Source organism: Lactobacillus panisapium (assembly GCF_019469265.1).
GTDB classification, from domain to species: Bacteria; Bacillota; Bacilli; order Lactobacillales; family Lactobacillaceae; genus Lactobacillus; species Lactobacillus panisapium.
Genome location: NZ_CP048268.1, coordinates 1,637,684 through 1,654,388, shown reverse-complemented (window position 1 = coordinate 1,654,388; position 16,705 = coordinate 1,637,684). Strand labels below are relative to the sequence as shown.

Genomic DNA, 16,705 nt, shown 5'->3' with positions numbered 1-16,705 from the left:
AATAAATGATTAATTTATTTCTTTTAGGTTTGCCGGGTGCTGGTAAAGGAACAGTATCAGAGCAAATTGTTGATAAATATCATCTAACTCATATTTCAACTGGGGATATGTTTAGAGAAGCAATGGCTAATGAGACCAAAGTTGGTCTTGAAGCTAAAAGTTACATTGACAAAGGTGATTTGGTACCGGACGAAGTTACTGCTAGATTAGTAGAAGAACGTTTGGGTCAACCAGATATTAAAGAAGGCTACATTTTAGATGGCTTTCCTCGGACAATTGTTCAAGCCGAACTTTTGGAGGATATCACTAAGAAGTTGAACAAACCTTTAACTAACGTAATCTCTTTAGAGGTTAAGGAAGATACTTTAGTCAAACGTTTATCAGCACGCTTTATGTGTAAAAAGTGTGGTGCCACTTATAACAAAATTACTAAGATGCCTAAAGTAGAAGGTACTTGTGATCGTTGTGGCAGTCATGAATTTTATCAACGTGAAGATGACAAGCCAGAAGTAGTTAAGAATCGTTTACAAGTTAACGAAAAGATGAACACACCTTTGAAAGACTATTATCAAAAGAATGGGTTGTTAACCTGTGTAGATGGTGAACAATCTCCTGAGAAAGTCTTTGAAAGTGTTGATGCGGTTTTAAGTAAAAAGCAATAATTTGTATATTTACTTTTCCGTGTTATAATTTCAAAGTATGACTGTTTAAATGCGGAGGAACAGCTTTGGCAAAAGATGATGTCATTGAAGTAAAGGGTAAAGTTATTGATACTTTGCCTAATGCTATGTTTAAGGTTGAATTGGAAAATGGAGCAGAAATATTAGCACATGTTTCTGGGAAAATCAGAATGCACTATATTCGTATTCTGCCCGGAGACCGTGTTACTGTAGAACTTTCTCCTTACGATTTAACAAAAGGTAGAATTACTTATCGGTTTATAAAGTAATAACGGAGGGAAACATGAAGGTTAGACCATCTGTTAAACCAATGTGTGAACATTGTAAGATTATTAAAAGACATGGTCGTGTGATGGTTATTTGTTCTGCAAATCCAAAACACAAACAGCGTCAAGGTTAAAAATAAAATAGGAGGTGCAATTTATGGCACGTATTGCTGGTGTTGACTTACCAAGAGATAAAAGAATAGTTGTTGCATTAACATACATTTATGGCATTGGTGAACCAACAGCTCAGAAAATTTGTGCGGATGCTGGTGTTTCTGAAGACATACGTTCAAAAGATTTGACTCCAGATGATCAAGAAAAGCTTCGCGCAGAAGTTGATAAATACCGTGTTGAAGGTGACTTGCGTAGAGAAGTCAGCATGAATATCAAACGGTTAATTGATATTGGTTCTTACCGTGGTATGCGTCACCGCCGTGGACTTCCAGTTCGTGGACAAAATACCAAGAATAATGCCCGTACTCGTAAGGGTAGTAAGAAGAGATAAACAAAAATATAAGGAGGTTTATTGATGCCTAAAACAGCACGTAAGCGTCGTGTGAAGAAGCACGTTGAAAAAGGCGTTGCTCACATTCATTCTACGTTTAATAATACTTTAGTCATGATTACTGACGTTCAAGGCAATGCAATTGCTTGGTCTTCAGCTGGTGCATTGGGCTTTAAAGGTAGTCGTAAGTCTACCCCATTTGCCGCTCAAATGGCAGCCGAAGCAGCAGCTAAGAGCGCAATGGACCAAGGCATGAAACATGTAGAAGTTTCTGTTAAGGGTCCTGGTGCTGGTCGTGAATCTGCTATAAGATCACTTCAAGCTACTGGACTTGAGATCACTGCAATCCGTGATGTCACTCCAGTTCCCCACAATGGTTCTAGACCACCAAAACGTCGTCGTGTTTAATTTTGTTCTTAATGAAGGACGTTGCGTTTTGAAAGGGGCCTAGTAATGATTGAATTTGAAAAACCAAATATTACCGTTGTGGACCAAGAGAAGGCTTATGGTAAATTTGTTATTGAACCACTTGAACGAGGCTTTGGTACTACTTTAGGTAACTCATTACGTAGAGTTTTACTTACATCTATTCCAGGTACTGGACTTGTTTATGTTCAAATTGATGATGTTTTACACGAATTCTCCACTGTTCCAGGTGTTAGAGAAGATGTTGCTAAGATTATCTTGAACCTGAAGAAGCTTGAATTAAAATCTTTTTCAGATGAGCAAAAGACCATTGAAGTAGATGTTGAGGGTCCAGCTACTGTTACCGCCGATGATCTGAAAGCCGATTCAGATATTCAAATTCTGAATCCAGATCAATATATTTGTACCATTGCTGACGGTGGTCACTTGCATATGCAGATTGCAGTCAAAAATGGCCGTGGTTACGTTGCCGCAAGTGAGAATAAGAGTGAAGATATGCCAATTGGTGTTATTCCGGTTGATTCTCTCTTTTCACCAATTAAAAAAGTTAATTACCAGGTTGAGTCAACTCGTGTTGGTAAAAGAGACGATTTTGACAAGCTCACTTTAGAGATTTGGACTGATGGTTCAATCAAGCCTAATGACGCCCTTAGTTTTGCTGCCAAAATTTTGGTAGCGCACTTTAAAGTGTTTGAAACTGCTGATGCAAATACCCAATTCAATGATGTTATGGTTGAAAAAGAGGACGATACTGCAGAGAAGAAGCTCGAAATGACAATTGAAGAGCTTGATTTATCTGTTCGTTCATACAACTGCCTTAAGCGTGCTGGCATTAATACTCTGCAAGAACTGACTGATAAGACAGAAGCAGATATGATGCGTGTACGTAATTTAGGACGTAAATCATTAGAAGAAGTTAAAAATAAATTAACTGATTTGGGACTTTCACTTCGTCAAGAAGATTAACTAACAAATAAAAGGAGGTAAACTGATGGCATACCGTAAATTAGGTCGCGATAGTGCACATAGAAAAGCAATGCTTAGAGAAATGACTACTCAATTGATCATGAACGAACGCATTGTTACTACTGAAACACGTGCTAAAGAAGTCCGCAAAACTGCCGAAAAGATGATTACTTTAGGCAAGCGTGGTGATTTAGCTGCAAGAAGAAAAGCTGCTGCTTACGTTCGTAATGAAGTTGCTGACATTCAAGAAGAAAAAGATGCAGTTGTTGTAAAATCAGCATTGCAAAAACTCTTCAGTGATATTGCACCTCGTTACAAGGACCGTAATGGTGGTTACACCCGTATTTTGAAGCTTGCCAAGGCTCGTAGAGGCGATGCAGCTCCAATGGTTATTCTAGAATTGGTTTAAGTTAGAATAACCAAAACTTAATAGCTATTAAGAATTATCCATGAAAGTGAGAATAAGCGTTAAGATGATGACGAAAGTTTAGTCTAGCTTAGATAATGAAAATTATCCCTCTTCATGGGTGATTTTTTTTGCTCTTTTTATTTCAATAAAAACGCTAAGTTTGATATGAACCCTGAAGTTAAGACAACTTCGGGGTTTTTGTTATATAATTTAATGTTTCTTTTTGAAAGGTTGCAATGAAGGCTCATTTTTGTATAATGATTCACTGCTTAAAATCTTCTGCGTAAGAATAGCGAATTTAGACTAATAAGAAACTATTTATTCGCCATTATCTTAATTTATTACGAGGTCTTTTTTTGGTACAATTGAATAAGACTTTTTAGGAGGGTGAGAGCATGACAAAAGATAGTATCATTAAAGTTAATAATATCAGTTTTACATATCCTGAGTCCGACTCGCCTGCGATTGATAATATCAGTTTTGAAATTAAGAGGGGTTCTTGGACGTCGATTATTGGTCATAATGGTAGTGGGAAGTCCACTATTATTAGATTGATCAACGGCTTACTAGTAGCTGATGAAAAAGACGATTCCTATATTGAAGTCGACGGAACCAAACTTGATGATGATAGTGTATGGGATATCAGAGATAAGGTTGGCGTCGTTTTTCAAAATCCAGACAATCAATTTGTCGGTGCCACGGTAGCTGATGATGTTGCCTTTGGTCTTGAGAACCGGGGTGTTCCCCGCACTGAAATGCTCAAAATCGTCCCAGAAGCGATTAAAGCTGTCGACATGACAGAATATACTGATACCGAGCCAGCTAACCTCTCTGGTGGGCAGAAACAGCGTGTGGCGATTGCAGGGATTCTTGCAATCAAGCCTAAGATTATTGTGCTAGACGAAGCAACATCGATGCTTGATCCCGAAGGTCGGGATAAAATTTTGGGGATTGTTCAGCAAATGAAGCAGGAATACGACTTAACCGTAATCGCCATTACCCATGACATTGATGAAGCTAATATGGCCGATAATATCATTGTGATGAATGATGGTAAGCTGATTACTCAAGGAAATGCAACGAAGGTATTCAGCCAAGTTAAACTGCTAAAGGAAATTGGGTTGGATGTTCCTTTTTTCCAACAAGTAATGGATGATTTACGTAGCGACTCAATCGCAATCCCAGAAACAATTAATTCAGAAGAAGAGTTGGTAAAGTACTTATGTCAATTAAATTCGAACAAGTAGGATATACTTACTCACCAGGTTCACCATTAGAAAAAAAGGGTTTAGAAGATGTCAACTTTGAATTAAAAACTGGCTCTTTTACGGCCATTATTGGTCACACCGGCAGTGGAAAATCGACATTGATGCAACATTTTAATGCGCTGCTAAAACCGACTGAGGGCAAAATTAAAATTGCGAATACAACAATTACGCCTGCAACTACCAATAAAGATTTAAAGGAATTAAGACGGCACGTAAGCCTGGTTTTTCAATTTCCTGAAGCACAATTATTTGAAAGTACTGTGCTCGATGATATTGCTTTCGGTCCCAAAAACTTTGGCTATAGTCCCGAAGAGGCAAAGAAAAGTGCCAAAATCTGGTTAAGAAAAGTTGGCTTGCCAGATTATATCGCTCAGCGTTCACCGTTTGAGTTATCAGGCGGGCAAATGCGCCGAGTAGCAATCGCTGGCGTAATGGCTTATGAGCCTGATATTTTATGCTTAGATGAGCCAGCTGCAGGACTTGATCCACGGGCACGCAAACAGATGATGCATCTTTTTGCACAATACCAACAAGAAGGTCATACGGTAATTTTAGTTACACACAATATGGATGATGTCGCTGATTATGCGGATGATGTTCTGGTAATGGAACACGGAAAGATGATCAAGCATGACTGTCCGGCAAAAATCTTTCAGGATCGGACATGGTTAAAAAAGCATCATCTTGAGGAGCCTAAGGCATCGCTATTTGCGTCACGATTAAATAATTTTAATTTTGTTCAACCACCATTAACGGAGAAAAAACTTGTAGAAGAAATAGAGCAAAATTTAAGGGGATGAACTTGTGAATAAAATTTTAATTGGTCGGTACATTTCCGGAGATTCGCTAGTTTATAAGATGGATCCACGGGGAAAACTATTAACAACAATTTGCTTTATTTTGTTAATATTTTTGGCTAATAATCCCGTTACATATATTATTGTTACGCTTTTCAGTATCCTTGCAGTGGCAGCAACAGGTTTAAAACCAAAGGTCTTTTGGGATGGTGTCAAACCAATGATTTGGCTGATTCTATTTACCTCTTTTTTGCAATTATTTTTTACCGTTGGTGGAAAAGTTTATTGGCGATGGGGCATTTTTGCCATTTCAACTTATGGTATTACTAATGCGGTTTTTATCTTTATTCGGTTCACTGTCATTATTTTAATTTCAACAGTCATGACCGTAACAACAATGCCGTTAGAAATTGCGGATGCAATTGAGTGGCTGCTAATACCCCTAAAATTATTTAGGATACCTGTGGATAAAATTGCGTTAGTAATGTCAATTGCCTTAAGGTTTGTCCCCACGCTTTTTGATGAAACTTATAAAATCATGAACGCACAGCGTTCTCGGGGAGCCGATTTTAATAATGGTGGCTTAATTCAACGTGCTAAGGCAATAACGCCACTTTTGGTTCCTTTATTCATTAGTTCATTAGAAACAGCCATCGACTTATCAACAGCAATGGAATCACGCGGCTATCGCGGTGATGAGGGACGAACTAAATTCCGAGTTTTAAAATGGTCAAAATATGATTTAGTGAACTTAGGTTATTTCGTCGTCTTAACAGCTCTATTATTAATTTTTAGGACACATTAATGAATTACACAAGGTATAAAATGACACTTGCCTACGATGGGCACCTTTTTCATGGCTTTCAATCGCAACCTCGTCAGCGGACAGTGCAGGGAACAATTGAAGCCGCGTTAAAGAAAATGACTAAAGGTCGCGAAGTCGCTGTTGAAGGTTCAGGAAGAACGGATGCGGGCGTGCATGCTTTCGGTCAAGTTATTCATTTTGATTATCCGGGGACAACAATTCCGCCTGAACGCATGATTTGTGCACTTAATTCAATCATGCCGCTTGATATTGTCTTCAAAGAATGTGAAATTGTTGATGAAAACTTTCATGTTCGCTATAGTGCAAAGGGAAAATGGTATCGTTACCGAGTTAGCCTAGATCGCTTTGTTGATCCCTTCAAGCGCTTTTATACGGGCCATTATCCTTATCCGGTTGACTTGGAAAAAATGCAGCTAGCAGCAAAAGATTTATTAGGAACACATGATTTTACTAGTTTTGCTGCTAGTGGAGGCCAGATAAAAAACAAAGTTCGCACAATGTATTATGTCAATGTGCAAAAAGATGAAGAGGAAAATGAAATAATTTTTGACTTCATTTGTTCCGGTTTTTTATACAATATGGTCAGAATTTTGGTGGCAACTTTACTGGAAATCGGTAATGGTAAAAGACCGCTCAATGATATACCCCGAGTAATTAAAGCAAAGAACAGGGAAGAAGTCAGAGAAACGGCACAAGCCAACGGCCTGTTTTTATATCACGTCTTTTATGAAGATATTCCGAAAAAATATCGCCTAGATAGCGAATTATATTGACAATTAAGCAAAAAGGACGTATTCTATTTAGGTATGTTTGTCCACGATAGGCCCCGGAATCTTATTGTATTCAAACAACGTATAAACGGAGGAAATTAAATTGCGTACTACACAATTAGCAAAACCTAATGAAATTGAACGTAAGTGGTATGTTATTGACGCAACAGATGTATCTTTAGGTCGTCTGTCTACTGCAGTAGCAACTATTTTAAGAGGTAAGAACAAACCTCAATACACACCAAATGTTGACACTGGCGACAACGTTATTATTATTAACGCTGCTAAGTTAAAGTTAACTGGTAAAAAGGCTACTGACAAGATTTACTATCACCACTCTTCTTACCGTGGCGGTTTAAAGGCTACCCCAGCAGGTGACTTACTTGCCAACAACCCAGTTAGATTAGTTGAATTGTCAGTTAAAGGTATGCTTCCAAAGAACACTCTTGGTCACCAAGAATTCATGAAGATGCATGTTTATGCTGGTGAAGACCACAAGCATGAAGCACAAAAGCCTGAAAAATTGGACATTAATAAATTAATCTAGGAGGTTATTATAAATGGCACAACAAGTTGCATATGCTGGTACTGGCCGGCGTAAAGATGCTGTCGCTCGTGTACGTTTAGTACCAGGCAGTGGAAAAATTACAGTTAATAACAAAGATGTTGATCAATACATCCCATTCCCTAACTTAGTTAAGGATTTAAAACAACCTTTGACTTTAACCGAAACTGACAGTCAATACGACGTTAAGGTTAACGTTAATGGTGGTGGTTTCTCAGGTCAAGCTGGAGCAATTCGTTTAGGTATTGCCCGTGCTCTTCTTGAAGTAGACCCAGATTTCCGTGGCCCATTAAAGAAGGCTGGCTTCTTAACTCGTGACCCAAGAATGGTTGAACGTAAAAAGCCAGGTCTCAAGAAGGCCCGTAAGGCATCACAATTCAGTAAGCGTTAATTTATTTACGTCTATTGAACAGATCAATAAAACTATTTGGTTATTGGATTACTCGTCCTTTTTCCAGACAGGTTTTCAAGGCATCAGTGTTAAACTGATGTCTTTTTTTATAAGGTAGTAAAAAATGGCAAATATCGAATTAACACGTTTTCGGATTAAAAAGGGCAAAGAACAAACGGCACAAGAGTGGATGGATTTCTTAAACCGGCATCACCAAGATACTGTCGCCACCATGGCAGGTGAAAAAATGTACGTTGAAACGGTTTTTAAGGAAAGCAATCCGGACGGTTATACATACTTCTACTGGTATTCAATTCAGGGGATAGGTGGAAATGCGGTTGAAGATTCCACTAGTTATATTGATCAAAAGCATTTAGAATATTGGGAAGAATGCATTGATGAAACCTATCGTCCGGTTGATATGGTGGTTGAACAAAGTTTATTAGCACCACTAATTGAGCAGGCAATCAAGCAATCCGAACAATAATTGTGAGTTGCTTATACCAAGCAGCTACCGATTTTAGTACTGGTAGCGAAGAATATCTGTTATTTTACCTGATTATTAATTTTTAATTCAATCAAAAAAGTGCGAGAGTAATTTCTCGCACTTTTTGTTTGATTTAGAATTTGTTATTCATATCGCAGGGCTGTAATTGGATCGAGTTTAGCTGCCCGTCGTGCTGGTAGTGTTCCTGCCAAGAAGGTAATTAAACAAATGATGCCAATGATTATCAAACTGCTTGACCAATTGAATTGTACCAATGTAAAGCCATCTAGTCCCTTTAGGAAACTTGTAGTAGCAACCTTATTAATGGCTTGTCCGATGCCCATTGCCGCTAACAAGCCAAGTAGAGATCCGATCAGGCCAATTAGAATTGCTTCACAACTAAAGATTGAGAAGACTTTTCCGCCGCCTAATCCAAGGGCCTTCATCAAGCCAATTTCACGCGTACGATCACGCACTGACATGTAAAGAGTGTTGATAACGCCAAAACTAGCAGCAATCAGTGCAATCGCACCGAATAAAATCAGTACGCCAGTCACAGCATTAAAGACTTGGAATAATTGTTTAACCGATTCCTTGAGTGTCATTGCATCAAAGCCTTTTTTGTTGAGCCTGTCCTCAATTTCCGTAATCTTTTGATCATCCTTACTTGTTGGTGTGGCTACAACTTCAACATAACGTGCTTTTAGTGCTTTAGGTAAACCGGCTTGGTTGGCAGCAATAATCTTATCACTTAAGCCGGTGCTATAAACCGATTGACCGCTGCTGACCATGCTTTCGTTACGAACGCCCACGACTTTAGCTGCAATCTTTTCCTTTTTCTTAGTCACAGGTGGAATTGCTGTCAAATTAATTTGTTGACCAATCGCGTGCCGTGGGTTTTTGTAACCAAACGCCTTAGCCATCTCTTTAGTCAACAGAATTTCGCTTGCCTGACCTTGAGTAGCAACTTGACGTCCGGCCAACAAGTCATATTTAATTCCTAAGGTCACTTGAGCATCAATTAGGTATTTGGTTTTGCTTTTACCCTGAGCATACTCAACGTTACTATCTTTAAGAGCCTTAACGTCTTTTAACCCTTTGACAGACTTGATTTTGGCGACCTCTTTTTTACTAATCATGCCATCGGCATTGTGGCTGCTCTTATTTGAGTTGTATTTTTGTGGTCCTGAACCATCGCTGCTAGAATATTGCGGGCTGATAATCATTTGTTCAGTATTGCCAACATTGCCAATTTGCTTATGCAAATAATCGTTAACACCGGTATTGATTCCAAGCGTAATACTAATTGTCAAAGCACCGATTAACACCGCGATTATGGTTAAAAAAGTGCGTCCTTTGTTATGCCATAAATTAGTTGCGGCGGAATTTAAAATATCACGAAATTTCATTCTTTGCCTCCTTCAACTAACTGGCCATCTTTAATTTGAATTTGTCGTTCACACTTGTTTGCTAAATCTGGATCGTGGGTGACGATAATTAAGGTAATTCCTTTTTCTTTATTTAAGTTGAATAAAATATTTTCAACCATTTCACCAGTGCCAGAGTCAAGATTACCAGTTGGTTCGTCAGCAAAAATTATTTGCGGATCATTGACTAAAGCACGTGCGATGCAGACCCGCTGCTTTTGACCACCAGAAAGTGCGTTAGCCTTATTATTGGCCTTGTTTTCAAGGCCCACGGCTTTAATTGCCTTTAAGGCAGCTTCACGCCTTTTCTTCCCTGTGATACCAGCTATTTTCATTGGCAACATGACATTTTCGAGTACACTGTCTTGAGCATTAAGAAAAAATTGTTGGAATACAAAGCCAAAAGTCTTGTTACGCAACTTATTCAAGTCTCGCGCCTTGATTTTAGCCGTTGGTTCGTCATTAAGCCAAACGCTACCCGAAGTGGGGTGGTCAAGTAAGGCCATGATATGCATCAAGGTTGATTTACCCGAGCCACTTTTACCGATAATGGCAACTGATTCGCCCTGATTAATTTGTAAACTGATTCCACGCAGCGCATCGAACTTAGAGGCACCTTTGCCATAAGTTCGTGTGACTTCGCGCGTTTCTAGTAGACTCATCTAGTCTTTCCTCCTTGGATCACTGTATTATTGATATAATACAGCTCAGTATATTAATAGTCAATACTTTTTTAATAAAAATCACAGATTAGCGTAGATAGCTGTTACTATTAGATTTACAAGTGCTTTCTTACTTCTTACTTAAATAGTATGAGTAGATAATGGGCACAATAAGATCGATAAGAATAATGATGATAAAAAGGGACATTGTTTGATCAAGTGCGGTTACTAATAAAAATAGCCCACTAAGCAGCATGAGCCAACCAGCTAGACGGTGTGTTTTTTGCCAGTTAACATTATTGTTCAATGTCCAAGGAAGACGAAAACCGATTTGACCATTCGGTCTGGTTTTTGGCAGGTAATTGCCGAAAATAACCAGTATTAATCCAAACAAAATATTGAAAACGAATGACATTTTAAGTGGGTAGCCGAGTGCAAAAGCGTAAATTGAATAACTGGTTACGTTAACAATAATTGGAATAAACCATAAGGTAATGTTAACGATCTTAAAATTTAAACTACCGGTCTTTGACTCATGCGCAATGAGATAAAAAACTAACAATTGCAACAGCAACATTAAGATTGGAATAGCACAAATTGCCCAAATTTTAGCGGCAAAACCGTTTGGACTATCATTTAGGCCAAAGTGAATTGCCATTCGCGCAGGTAATTTATTATATAGCAGTAAACCAACTAAAATTGGTAAAAGCGTTAGTAAACAGGTAATCACAAACGTTTTTTGGTATCTTTTTTTATTCATCTTGATCTCCTTTCAAATCAACGAGCCAAGTCATGATTTCTTCAATGATGGAAGTATTTAAAGAGTAATAAATATAGTTTTTTTCTTTTTCTTCACTAATTAAATCAGCTTTTTTAAGAACGTTTAGATGATAAGAAATTGTTGCTTGTGTCATATCAAAGTGACTAGCAATTTCACCGGCAGACATCTGGCCAGCTTTTAATAACTGCAAAATCTTACGTCTGACAGGATCCGCTAACGCTTTAAAACTGGTTTCAAAAGCCATTTTTTCTCCTTTCTATTTAGAAAAAAATCTAATTAGGTAGTTTTCTAAATAGTACCACCTTTTTTACTGAAAGCAAGTTATTGCGACAGTAAAAGTTTTAAACTGAAACTTTTAAAAAAATAAGGTACTTGCATTAATAGGTCTTTCATTTTAGAATATTATATAAAATATAATATCGGAGGAAATAAAAGTATGCAAATTCAAACTCGTTTCCTTGATGGCGCAGTTTTAGCTCTGATTAGTCAAAATCACTTGTACGGTTATGCTCTGACCCAAGAAGTTAAACAGATTTTTGCTATTTCTGATTCAACTGTTTATCCCGTCTTGAAACGATTAAGAAAGGAAAACTTAGTTATTACTTATGATGAGCCCTTTCAGGGCCGTAATCGGCGGTATTATCAAATTACCGCATCTGGAAAAAAGGAATTAGAGACTATTGAACAGGAATGGTGGGCTTTTAGCACCAAATTAAACAAGCTAATGGGGGAGAGAAAATGAGTAAAATAATTGAGGATTACATTAAGGAACTAAATCAAAAGCTAGAGGATCTTCCTGAATCTGACCGTCAAGATGTCATTGATTATTACCATGAATTTTTACTTGACGGTGATTTTCAAACTGAACAAGCAATTATAGAGGATTTAGGCACACCTAAAATGCTGGCACGCAAAGTATTAGCTGATTATTCTGCTTCGGCTGATTCACAGTCAACTAAGCAAAGTAGAAAATCTTCACATTCTAATTTGAAAACTATCTGGCTAATTCTATTGGGCGTTCTTGCAGCACCGATTGGCATCCCGTTAGCAATAGTTTTTGCTTTTGTTATGATTGCTGTTCTCGTAATCTTTTGTGCTGTTTTCATTGCTTTTGTTGCCTTTGTCCTGGCACTCATTACTGGTGGAATTTTTGTACTAGTCAAAACCTTTGGACTGTTGTGTAGTAGTAACTGGGCAACAGGAATGTTCTATGTTGGCCTCAGCCTAGCCCTAACAACTATTGGCATCATGCTGTTACCAATAATTGGCAAATTTGTTCAGTTTTTGCTTGCCAGGTGTGCCACTCTTTTTCGCTATCTGGGTGGAAAAATATTTAAAAGACATTACTTTAAAACGAGATCAACATCAGGAATCGAGGAATAAAAATGAAAAAGTTTTATCGAACTAGTTTGGTAGTTGTTATTATTGGTTTAATTACGGCAATTATTGGAGGAATCAATCATGGCGTGAAGCCAGTGATTGATAATGGCAAAACGTATACCTACACGGCAATTAATGATCGTTTACAGACAACGACTCTGACTAATCGAACAGATTTTAATATTGTAGAAATAAATTTAGATCAAGCAAATGTGCAAATAACCCAAGGAAAGCAAAATAAAATTGTGTTTAAGTCAAATAACCCATACGCACTTAGGGCTCATGTCGCTGGCAGAAAGTTGATTGTTGGAGAACCACCATTAAAGGGGATTGTTTGGAAGAAAATTAATAACAATGTTCAAGTTATTATCCCTAAAAAGCTGAAATTACGCGCACTTGTCGTGGGAAGTGCGTCAGGCAATGCTGAGATCAATAATTATTCTGGTGACTTTGTCAGCATGATTACTGCTAATGGGCGATTGGTTGCTAACCAGCTGACTACTAATAGTGCGAATTTAGCCGCTACCCAAAGGGGTAAAATTGACATTGATCGTTCTAAAATAACTAATAGCGATATTGACATTAATTCTGGTAATCTTTCTATTGCTAATAGTATTATTAATACTAATGCTAGGACTGTTGGTGGTAATGCAACAATCACAAATACCGAGTTACTTGGTAATAACTCCATTGAAATGAAAAAAGGTGGCGATATAGTCATCAAGAATGCCTCTAAATTATCTTATAAACTAATTTCAAATTCGGAGGGAATTTATTATCATAACTTAAAGCCACGTAATCATTTTGCTAAAAGAGTAGCTGGTAAAAACTCGCTTTATGTTAAAAATCTTGATGGAACGATAGCGATTAAGTAACAAGAATTAAAAAAAGCATATTTTATATAGCTAGCCAATTTGAGTATTTTAACTAATCAAGCAAATCGAAATTTACTAGGATTTTTAACTCAATTAAATTGGACTATGATTTATTCGCTCAGCTATTAAAACGAGACCCTGAATTAGAAAAAACTAGATGCACGGTAATTCTTGTGGTTACCTTATTCAATAATTATTGTAGTTTAGTTCTATTGCTTATGCTTGGTCTGTTAGTTAACCAACAGGAGATACTAGATGTTAAAAAAACCGCACCGTCTAAACCAAGGAGACCAAATTGCTATTGTTAGCTTATCAATGGGAACGCTAGGAGAGGATTTTGCCGCACACCAACTTAAGCTGGGCAAGAGGCGGATTGAAGAACTCGGCTTAAAACCAGTTTTTATGCCACACGCTCTTAAGGGAATTGATTATGTGAAAAATCATCCTGAAAAAAGGGCGGCGGATCTAAAAGAGGCATTTCTAACTCCTAACATTAAAGGCATTGTTGCTGCAATTGGGGGCGATGACACTTACCGAATTCTACCTTATTTGCTGGAAGACGAAGAATTTAAACAAGCGGTAGTAGATCATCCGAAGCTGTTTACCGGTTATTCGGACACTACTAATGATCATCTGCTGTTTTATCGGTTAGGGATGCAGAGCTTCTACGGCATTAGCTTTTTAAACGATTTTGCTGAACTAGATAATGACATGTTGCCGTATACTGCAAAAACGATTGCCCACTATTTTACTAATCCGCCAGTAACGGACATCACCGCTAGCACAACTTGGTATGAAGAGCGAACGGATTTTTCTCCGACCCAATTGGGCCAAGCTCGCGTGAGTCATCCTGATACAGGCTACAAAGTTTTACGCGGCAAAGGTAAGATTCAAGGCCAACTTTGGGGTGGCTGTCTTGACAGTCTAGCCGATGATTTAGGTGATGATCGCTATCCTGATGAACCTGAAGTTATTTCCCGCTACCATCTATTGCTTTCGCCCGAGGAAGCCAAGGGAAAGCTGCTATTTATCGAAACATGCGAAGAACAGCCTGAGCCCGCTCTTTTCCGCGAAAAATTAGCTAAACTTGATAAGGTGGGAATTTTACCCAATGTCAGTGGTATTTTAGTCGGTAAGCCGCAGAATAAAAAATATTTTGCAGAATATCAGCAAGAATTACTGGCTGCAACCGCGGACTACCAAACACCGATTTTATATAACGTCAACTTTGGTCATGCCTATCCGCATACGGTCCTGCCATACGGTGCTACTGCTGAAATTGATTGCGAGCAAGCGGGCTTACGGATTCTAGAACCGTGGTTTGCTTAGTATAATTTCTTTTTTGCTAGGTCATTAAATGAAGGTTCACATGTTTTAAGCTTCATTTATATAAAAATCGTGCCACGGCTGCTGTAGAAAACTTGGTAACTCCACCAACATAAATTATTTTTCATCTGCGACTTCAAATCTTTGTGAAAGCGATTGCTTAATGCTAGGCTATTCATATAGATAGGAGGTAAAGTTGATGAAATTTGATAAATTTATGAATACGCTGGGATGGATTGCTTCGATTACGGCAATCATTATGTATGTCGCATATATACCGCAAATTTTTAACAATATAAGAGGGATGAAAGGTAGTCCAATACAACCTTTAGCAACGGCCATCAACACTTTTTTATGGGTAATCTATGCTCTTTTTAAAAAAGATCGTGACCTTCCTTTAGCTCTGTGCAATGCCGCTGGTGTAATTTTTGGTTTAATTGCATTTTTCACCGCTTTGTAAGTAACAAATCATTAAAACGAAAGGAAAGCTATGGTTAAAGTTAAAATTTTTAATCCTCAAAATGGCAGCAAAATTCCGCTACCTGTTAAATTTAAATTACCTGCTGAAATTAAGGGCGATTATTGGGTAACAAAAAATAGTAAGGGAGAAACAATAGTAGCGCAGCGGTTATATCATGATGAAGAAAATAATTTTATCGCAGTAGTTACGTTTGCGGGCGCTCAAGAAGAATTAACCTTTGATCACGAAATAAGCGTGGATCAAGTCAAGGGAATCAAAGAAATAAAAACTGCTCAGGAAAAAGATGCGTATGTGCATCTGAATACGGGTAAATTTGACTTTGAGCTTTGCCGCGGAACCGCTATGGGAGAAGGCTCATCAAAATGGGGCTTGCGACATTTCATGGCAGTTGATGAAAAGAAAGATTTACTTCCTTCTGGTAACAATGCCATCGGTGGCTTTTATGGGCCCTTCTTTACGCCGGATAACGGCTTAATTAATCCCGCCGAGCATATCATAGTCGATATTAAGCCAATCGAAGATGGTCCGGTAATGAAGAAGTATCGTTTATCTGGACGCATACCGGATGGGCTAAAACCTGAACTTCATGGTAAGCGTTTTGCTTTGGACTGGTCTTTTTATTATAATGTTCCTTTCTTTTCGAGAACGTACCAGGTTGATCATTTTCAGACCACTGTTAATAACCGCTCAATCGTTGATAAGATTACTGTTGGTGATGAATTTGAAAGCGGCATTGGTCAACTAGTTTTTGATCGGTTTGCCGCATATGACGGTGTTTGGTATCGTGAAGGTGATCCATATTCCGGCCAATTGGCGAAAAAAGTGCAAGAGTTAGTGCATGACAGTCAAAAAAGATCTACCAGGTTTGAAAATTTCCGTCAGCAACTGACTGATAACATGGAAAATGCTCATTGGGATTTATATTGGCGGTTGTTTTCTGTATGGGAAAATGCTTTGACACCAGATGAAATTGAAACTAACCTGCAAGATGTGCGGCAAAAGGCCTTTGTGTTGGCGGAGCTAAATAATCGGCCCTGGTTATATAGCTCTGATCCGGTTAACGTCAGTTCCGTTTCTGATCAAACGATTTTTGCTGGTCCGGCTACTAAGAGTGCCGAAATTAATACCAAAACTGGCCAAGCAATGATCTGGCAAACGGATCAGGCTGCAAGCGCATTTCAAATCGTTCAACGGCCGCAATCTGGTTGGCAAAATTGGGGCACAAATGCTGAAAATGAATGTCCTTCATTGCCAGTAGGCAGTTTAATTCATACAGCTTATGGTCCTTATCAAGATAATTGGCGTGAAGTAGCTGATAGCTTGGCGGCAATCGTTAAGATTAAGACCGAAATTCATCTCTAGATTTTAATTTAAGAATCAAAAAAGCGCTGTTCAACTAAGAATAGCGCTTTTAATA

General features: G+C 38.2%; 24 protein-coding genes. 20 read left to right on the top strand and 4 right to left on the bottom strand.

Translation table 11 applies throughout. From position 1 onward, the window contains the following. The first annotated feature begins 5 nt into the window (after positions 1–5). From GYM71_RS07840 to GYM71_RS07775, 14 genes are all read left to right on the top strand, one after another. Complete coding sequence (locus tag GYM71_RS07840) at positions 6–662, top strand: adenylate kinase (RefSeq protein ID WP_103752391.1); 657 nt, start codon at positions 6–8, stop codon at positions 660–662. 65 nt (positions 663–727) lie between these two features. Further along, on the top strand, positions 728–949 hold the full coding sequence (infA, locus tag GYM71_RS07835) for a translation initiation factor IF-1 (RefSeq protein ID WP_103752392.1): 222 nt from the start codon (positions 728–730) through the stop codon (positions 947–949). 14 nt (positions 950–963) lie between these two features. After that, on the top strand, positions 964–1,080 hold the full coding sequence (rpmJ, locus tag GYM71_RS07830; RefSeq protein WP_003647815.1) for a 50S ribosomal protein L36: 117 nt from the start codon (positions 964–966) through the stop codon (positions 1,078–1,080). A 23-nt stretch (positions 1,081–1,103) separates the two neighbouring features. Then, complete coding sequence (gene rpsM / locus GYM71_RS07825) at positions 1,104–1,451, top strand: 30S ribosomal protein S13 (protein ID WP_046307546.1); 348 nt, start codon at positions 1,104–1,106, stop codon at positions 1,449–1,451. 24 nt (positions 1,452–1,475) lie between these two features. Further along, a complete protein-coding gene (gene rpsK, locus GYM71_RS07820; protein ID WP_034980403.1) occupies positions 1,476–1,859 on the top strand; it encodes a 30S ribosomal protein S11 in 384 nt (127 codons plus the stop codon). A 45-nt stretch (positions 1,860–1,904) separates the two neighbouring features. Continuing rightward, on the top strand, positions 1,905–2,843 hold the full coding sequence (locus GYM71_RS07815; protein ID WP_103752393.1) for a DNA-directed RNA polymerase subunit alpha: 939 nt from the start codon (positions 1,905–1,907) through the stop codon (positions 2,841–2,843). A gap of 25 nt (positions 2,844–2,868) precedes the next feature. Further along, positions 2,869–3,252 carry a 50S ribosomal protein L17 gene (rplQ, locus tag GYM71_RS07810; protein WP_103752394.1) on the top strand — a complete coding sequence of 128 codons (384 nt, stop codon included), beginning with the start codon at positions 2,869–2,871 and terminating at the stop codon, positions 3,250–3,252. A gap of 395 nt (positions 3,253–3,647) precedes the next feature. After that, a complete protein-coding gene (locus GYM71_RS07805; protein ID WP_220220058.1) occupies positions 3,648–4,499 on the top strand; it encodes an energy-coupling factor transporter ATPase in 852 nt (283 codons plus the stop codon). Continuing rightward, positions 4,475–5,320 carry an energy-coupling factor transporter ATPase gene (locus tag GYM71_RS07800; protein ID WP_220220057.1) on the top strand — a complete coding sequence of 282 codons (846 nt, stop codon included), beginning with the start codon at positions 4,475–4,477 and terminating at the stop codon, positions 5,318–5,320. Before GYM71_RS07805 ends, GYM71_RS07800 begins: the two co-directional genes overlap by 25 nt. Before the next feature lie 4 nt (positions 5,321–5,324). Next, complete coding sequence (locus GYM71_RS07795) at positions 5,325–6,122, top strand: energy-coupling factor transporter transmembrane component T family protein (protein ID WP_220220056.1); 798 nt, start codon at positions 5,325–5,327, stop codon at positions 6,120–6,122. Beyond that, the gene (truA, locus tag GYM71_RS07790) at positions 6,122–6,916 is read left to right on the top strand and encodes a tRNA pseudouridine(38-40) synthase TruA (protein ID WP_103752398.1); all 795 of its coding nucleotides are present in this window, start codon (positions 6,122–6,124) and stop codon (positions 6,914–6,916) included. The genes GYM71_RS07795 and truA overlap by 1 nt, the downstream gene beginning before the upstream one ends. Before the next feature lie 100 nt (positions 6,917–7,016). Next, entirely contained in the window at positions 7,017–7,460 is a 444-nt protein-coding gene (gene rplM, locus GYM71_RS07785) for a 50S ribosomal protein L13 (RefSeq protein WP_103752399.1), read from the top strand. A gap of 13 nt (positions 7,461–7,473) precedes the next feature. Further along, positions 7,474–7,869 carry a 30S ribosomal protein S9 gene (rpsI, locus tag GYM71_RS07780; protein WP_103752400.1) on the top strand — a complete coding sequence of 132 codons (396 nt, stop codon included), beginning with the start codon at positions 7,474–7,476 and terminating at the stop codon, positions 7,867–7,869. Between the two features lie 124 nt (positions 7,870–7,993). Continuing rightward, positions 7,994–8,356 (top strand): DUF6176 family protein, encoded by a 363-nt coding sequence (locus GYM71_RS07775; RefSeq protein ID WP_220220055.1) that lies wholly within the window; start codon positions 7,994–7,996, stop codon positions 8,354–8,356. A gap of 143 nt (positions 8,357–8,499) precedes the next feature. On the opposite strand, the gene GYM71_RS07770 is transcribed toward GYM71_RS07775, so the two are convergent. From GYM71_RS07770 to GYM71_RS07755, 4 genes are all read right to left on the bottom strand, one after another. After that, positions 8,500–9,765 (bottom strand): ABC transporter permease, encoded by a 1,266-nt coding sequence (locus tag GYM71_RS07770; protein ID WP_220220054.1) that lies wholly within the window; start codon positions 9,763–9,765, stop codon positions 8,500–8,502. Next, positions 9,762–10,445, bottom strand: coding sequence for an ABC transporter ATP-binding protein (locus tag GYM71_RS07765; protein WP_220220053.1), 684 nt, complete (start codon positions 10,443–10,445; stop codon positions 9,762–9,764). Before GYM71_RS07765 ends, GYM71_RS07770 begins: the two co-directional genes overlap by 4 nt. 130 nt (positions 10,446–10,575) lie before the next feature. Continuing rightward, positions 10,576–11,205: an SdpI family protein gene (locus tag GYM71_RS07760; RefSeq protein WP_220220052.1), complete on the bottom strand. Its 630-nt coding sequence runs from the start codon at positions 11,203–11,205 to the stop codon at positions 10,576–10,578. Beyond that, positions 11,198–11,470 (bottom strand): autorepressor SdpR family transcription factor, encoded by a 273-nt coding sequence (locus tag GYM71_RS07755; RefSeq protein ID WP_103752405.1) that lies wholly within the window; start codon positions 11,468–11,470, stop codon positions 11,198–11,200. The genes GYM71_RS07760 and GYM71_RS07755 overlap by 8 nt, the downstream gene beginning before the upstream one ends. 192 nt (positions 11,471–11,662) lie before the next feature. On the opposite strand from GYM71_RS07755, the gene GYM71_RS07750 reads away from it, so the two are divergent. The 6 genes from GYM71_RS07750 (at position 11,663) to GYM71_RS07725 (ending at position 16,650) form a co-directional block, all read left to right on the top strand. Continuing rightward, entirely contained in the window at positions 11,663–11,968 is a 306-nt protein-coding gene (locus GYM71_RS07750; protein ID WP_220220051.1) for a PadR family transcriptional regulator, read from the top strand. Further along, positions 11,965–12,609, top strand: a complete 645-nt coding sequence (locus tag GYM71_RS07745) for a DUF1700 domain-containing protein (protein ID WP_220220050.1) — start codon at positions 11,965–11,967, stop codon at positions 12,607–12,609. The genes GYM71_RS07750 and GYM71_RS07745 overlap by 4 nt, the downstream gene beginning before the upstream one ends. Positions 12,610–12,611: 2 nt before the next feature. Beyond that, positions 12,612–13,481 (top strand): DUF4097 family beta strand repeat-containing protein, encoded by an 870-nt coding sequence (locus tag GYM71_RS07740; protein WP_220220049.1) that lies wholly within the window; start codon positions 12,612–12,614, stop codon positions 13,479–13,481. 255 nt (positions 13,482–13,736) lie between these two features. Next, positions 13,737–14,810, top strand: a complete 1,074-nt coding sequence (locus GYM71_RS07735; RefSeq protein WP_220220048.1) for a S66 family peptidase — start codon at positions 13,737–13,739, stop codon at positions 14,808–14,810. A gap of 196 nt (positions 14,811–15,006) precedes the next feature. Then, a complete protein-coding gene (locus tag GYM71_RS07730) occupies positions 15,007–15,267 on the top strand; it encodes a SemiSWEET family transporter (protein WP_103752411.1) in 261 nt (86 codons plus the stop codon). Positions 15,268–15,297: 30 nt separating this feature from the next. After that, the gene (locus tag GYM71_RS07725; RefSeq protein ID WP_220220047.1) at positions 15,298–16,650 is read left to right on the top strand and encodes a hypothetical protein; all 1,353 of its coding nucleotides are present in this window, start codon (positions 15,298–15,300) and stop codon (positions 16,648–16,650) included. The last annotated feature ends 55 nt before the right edge of the window (positions 16,651–16,705 follow it).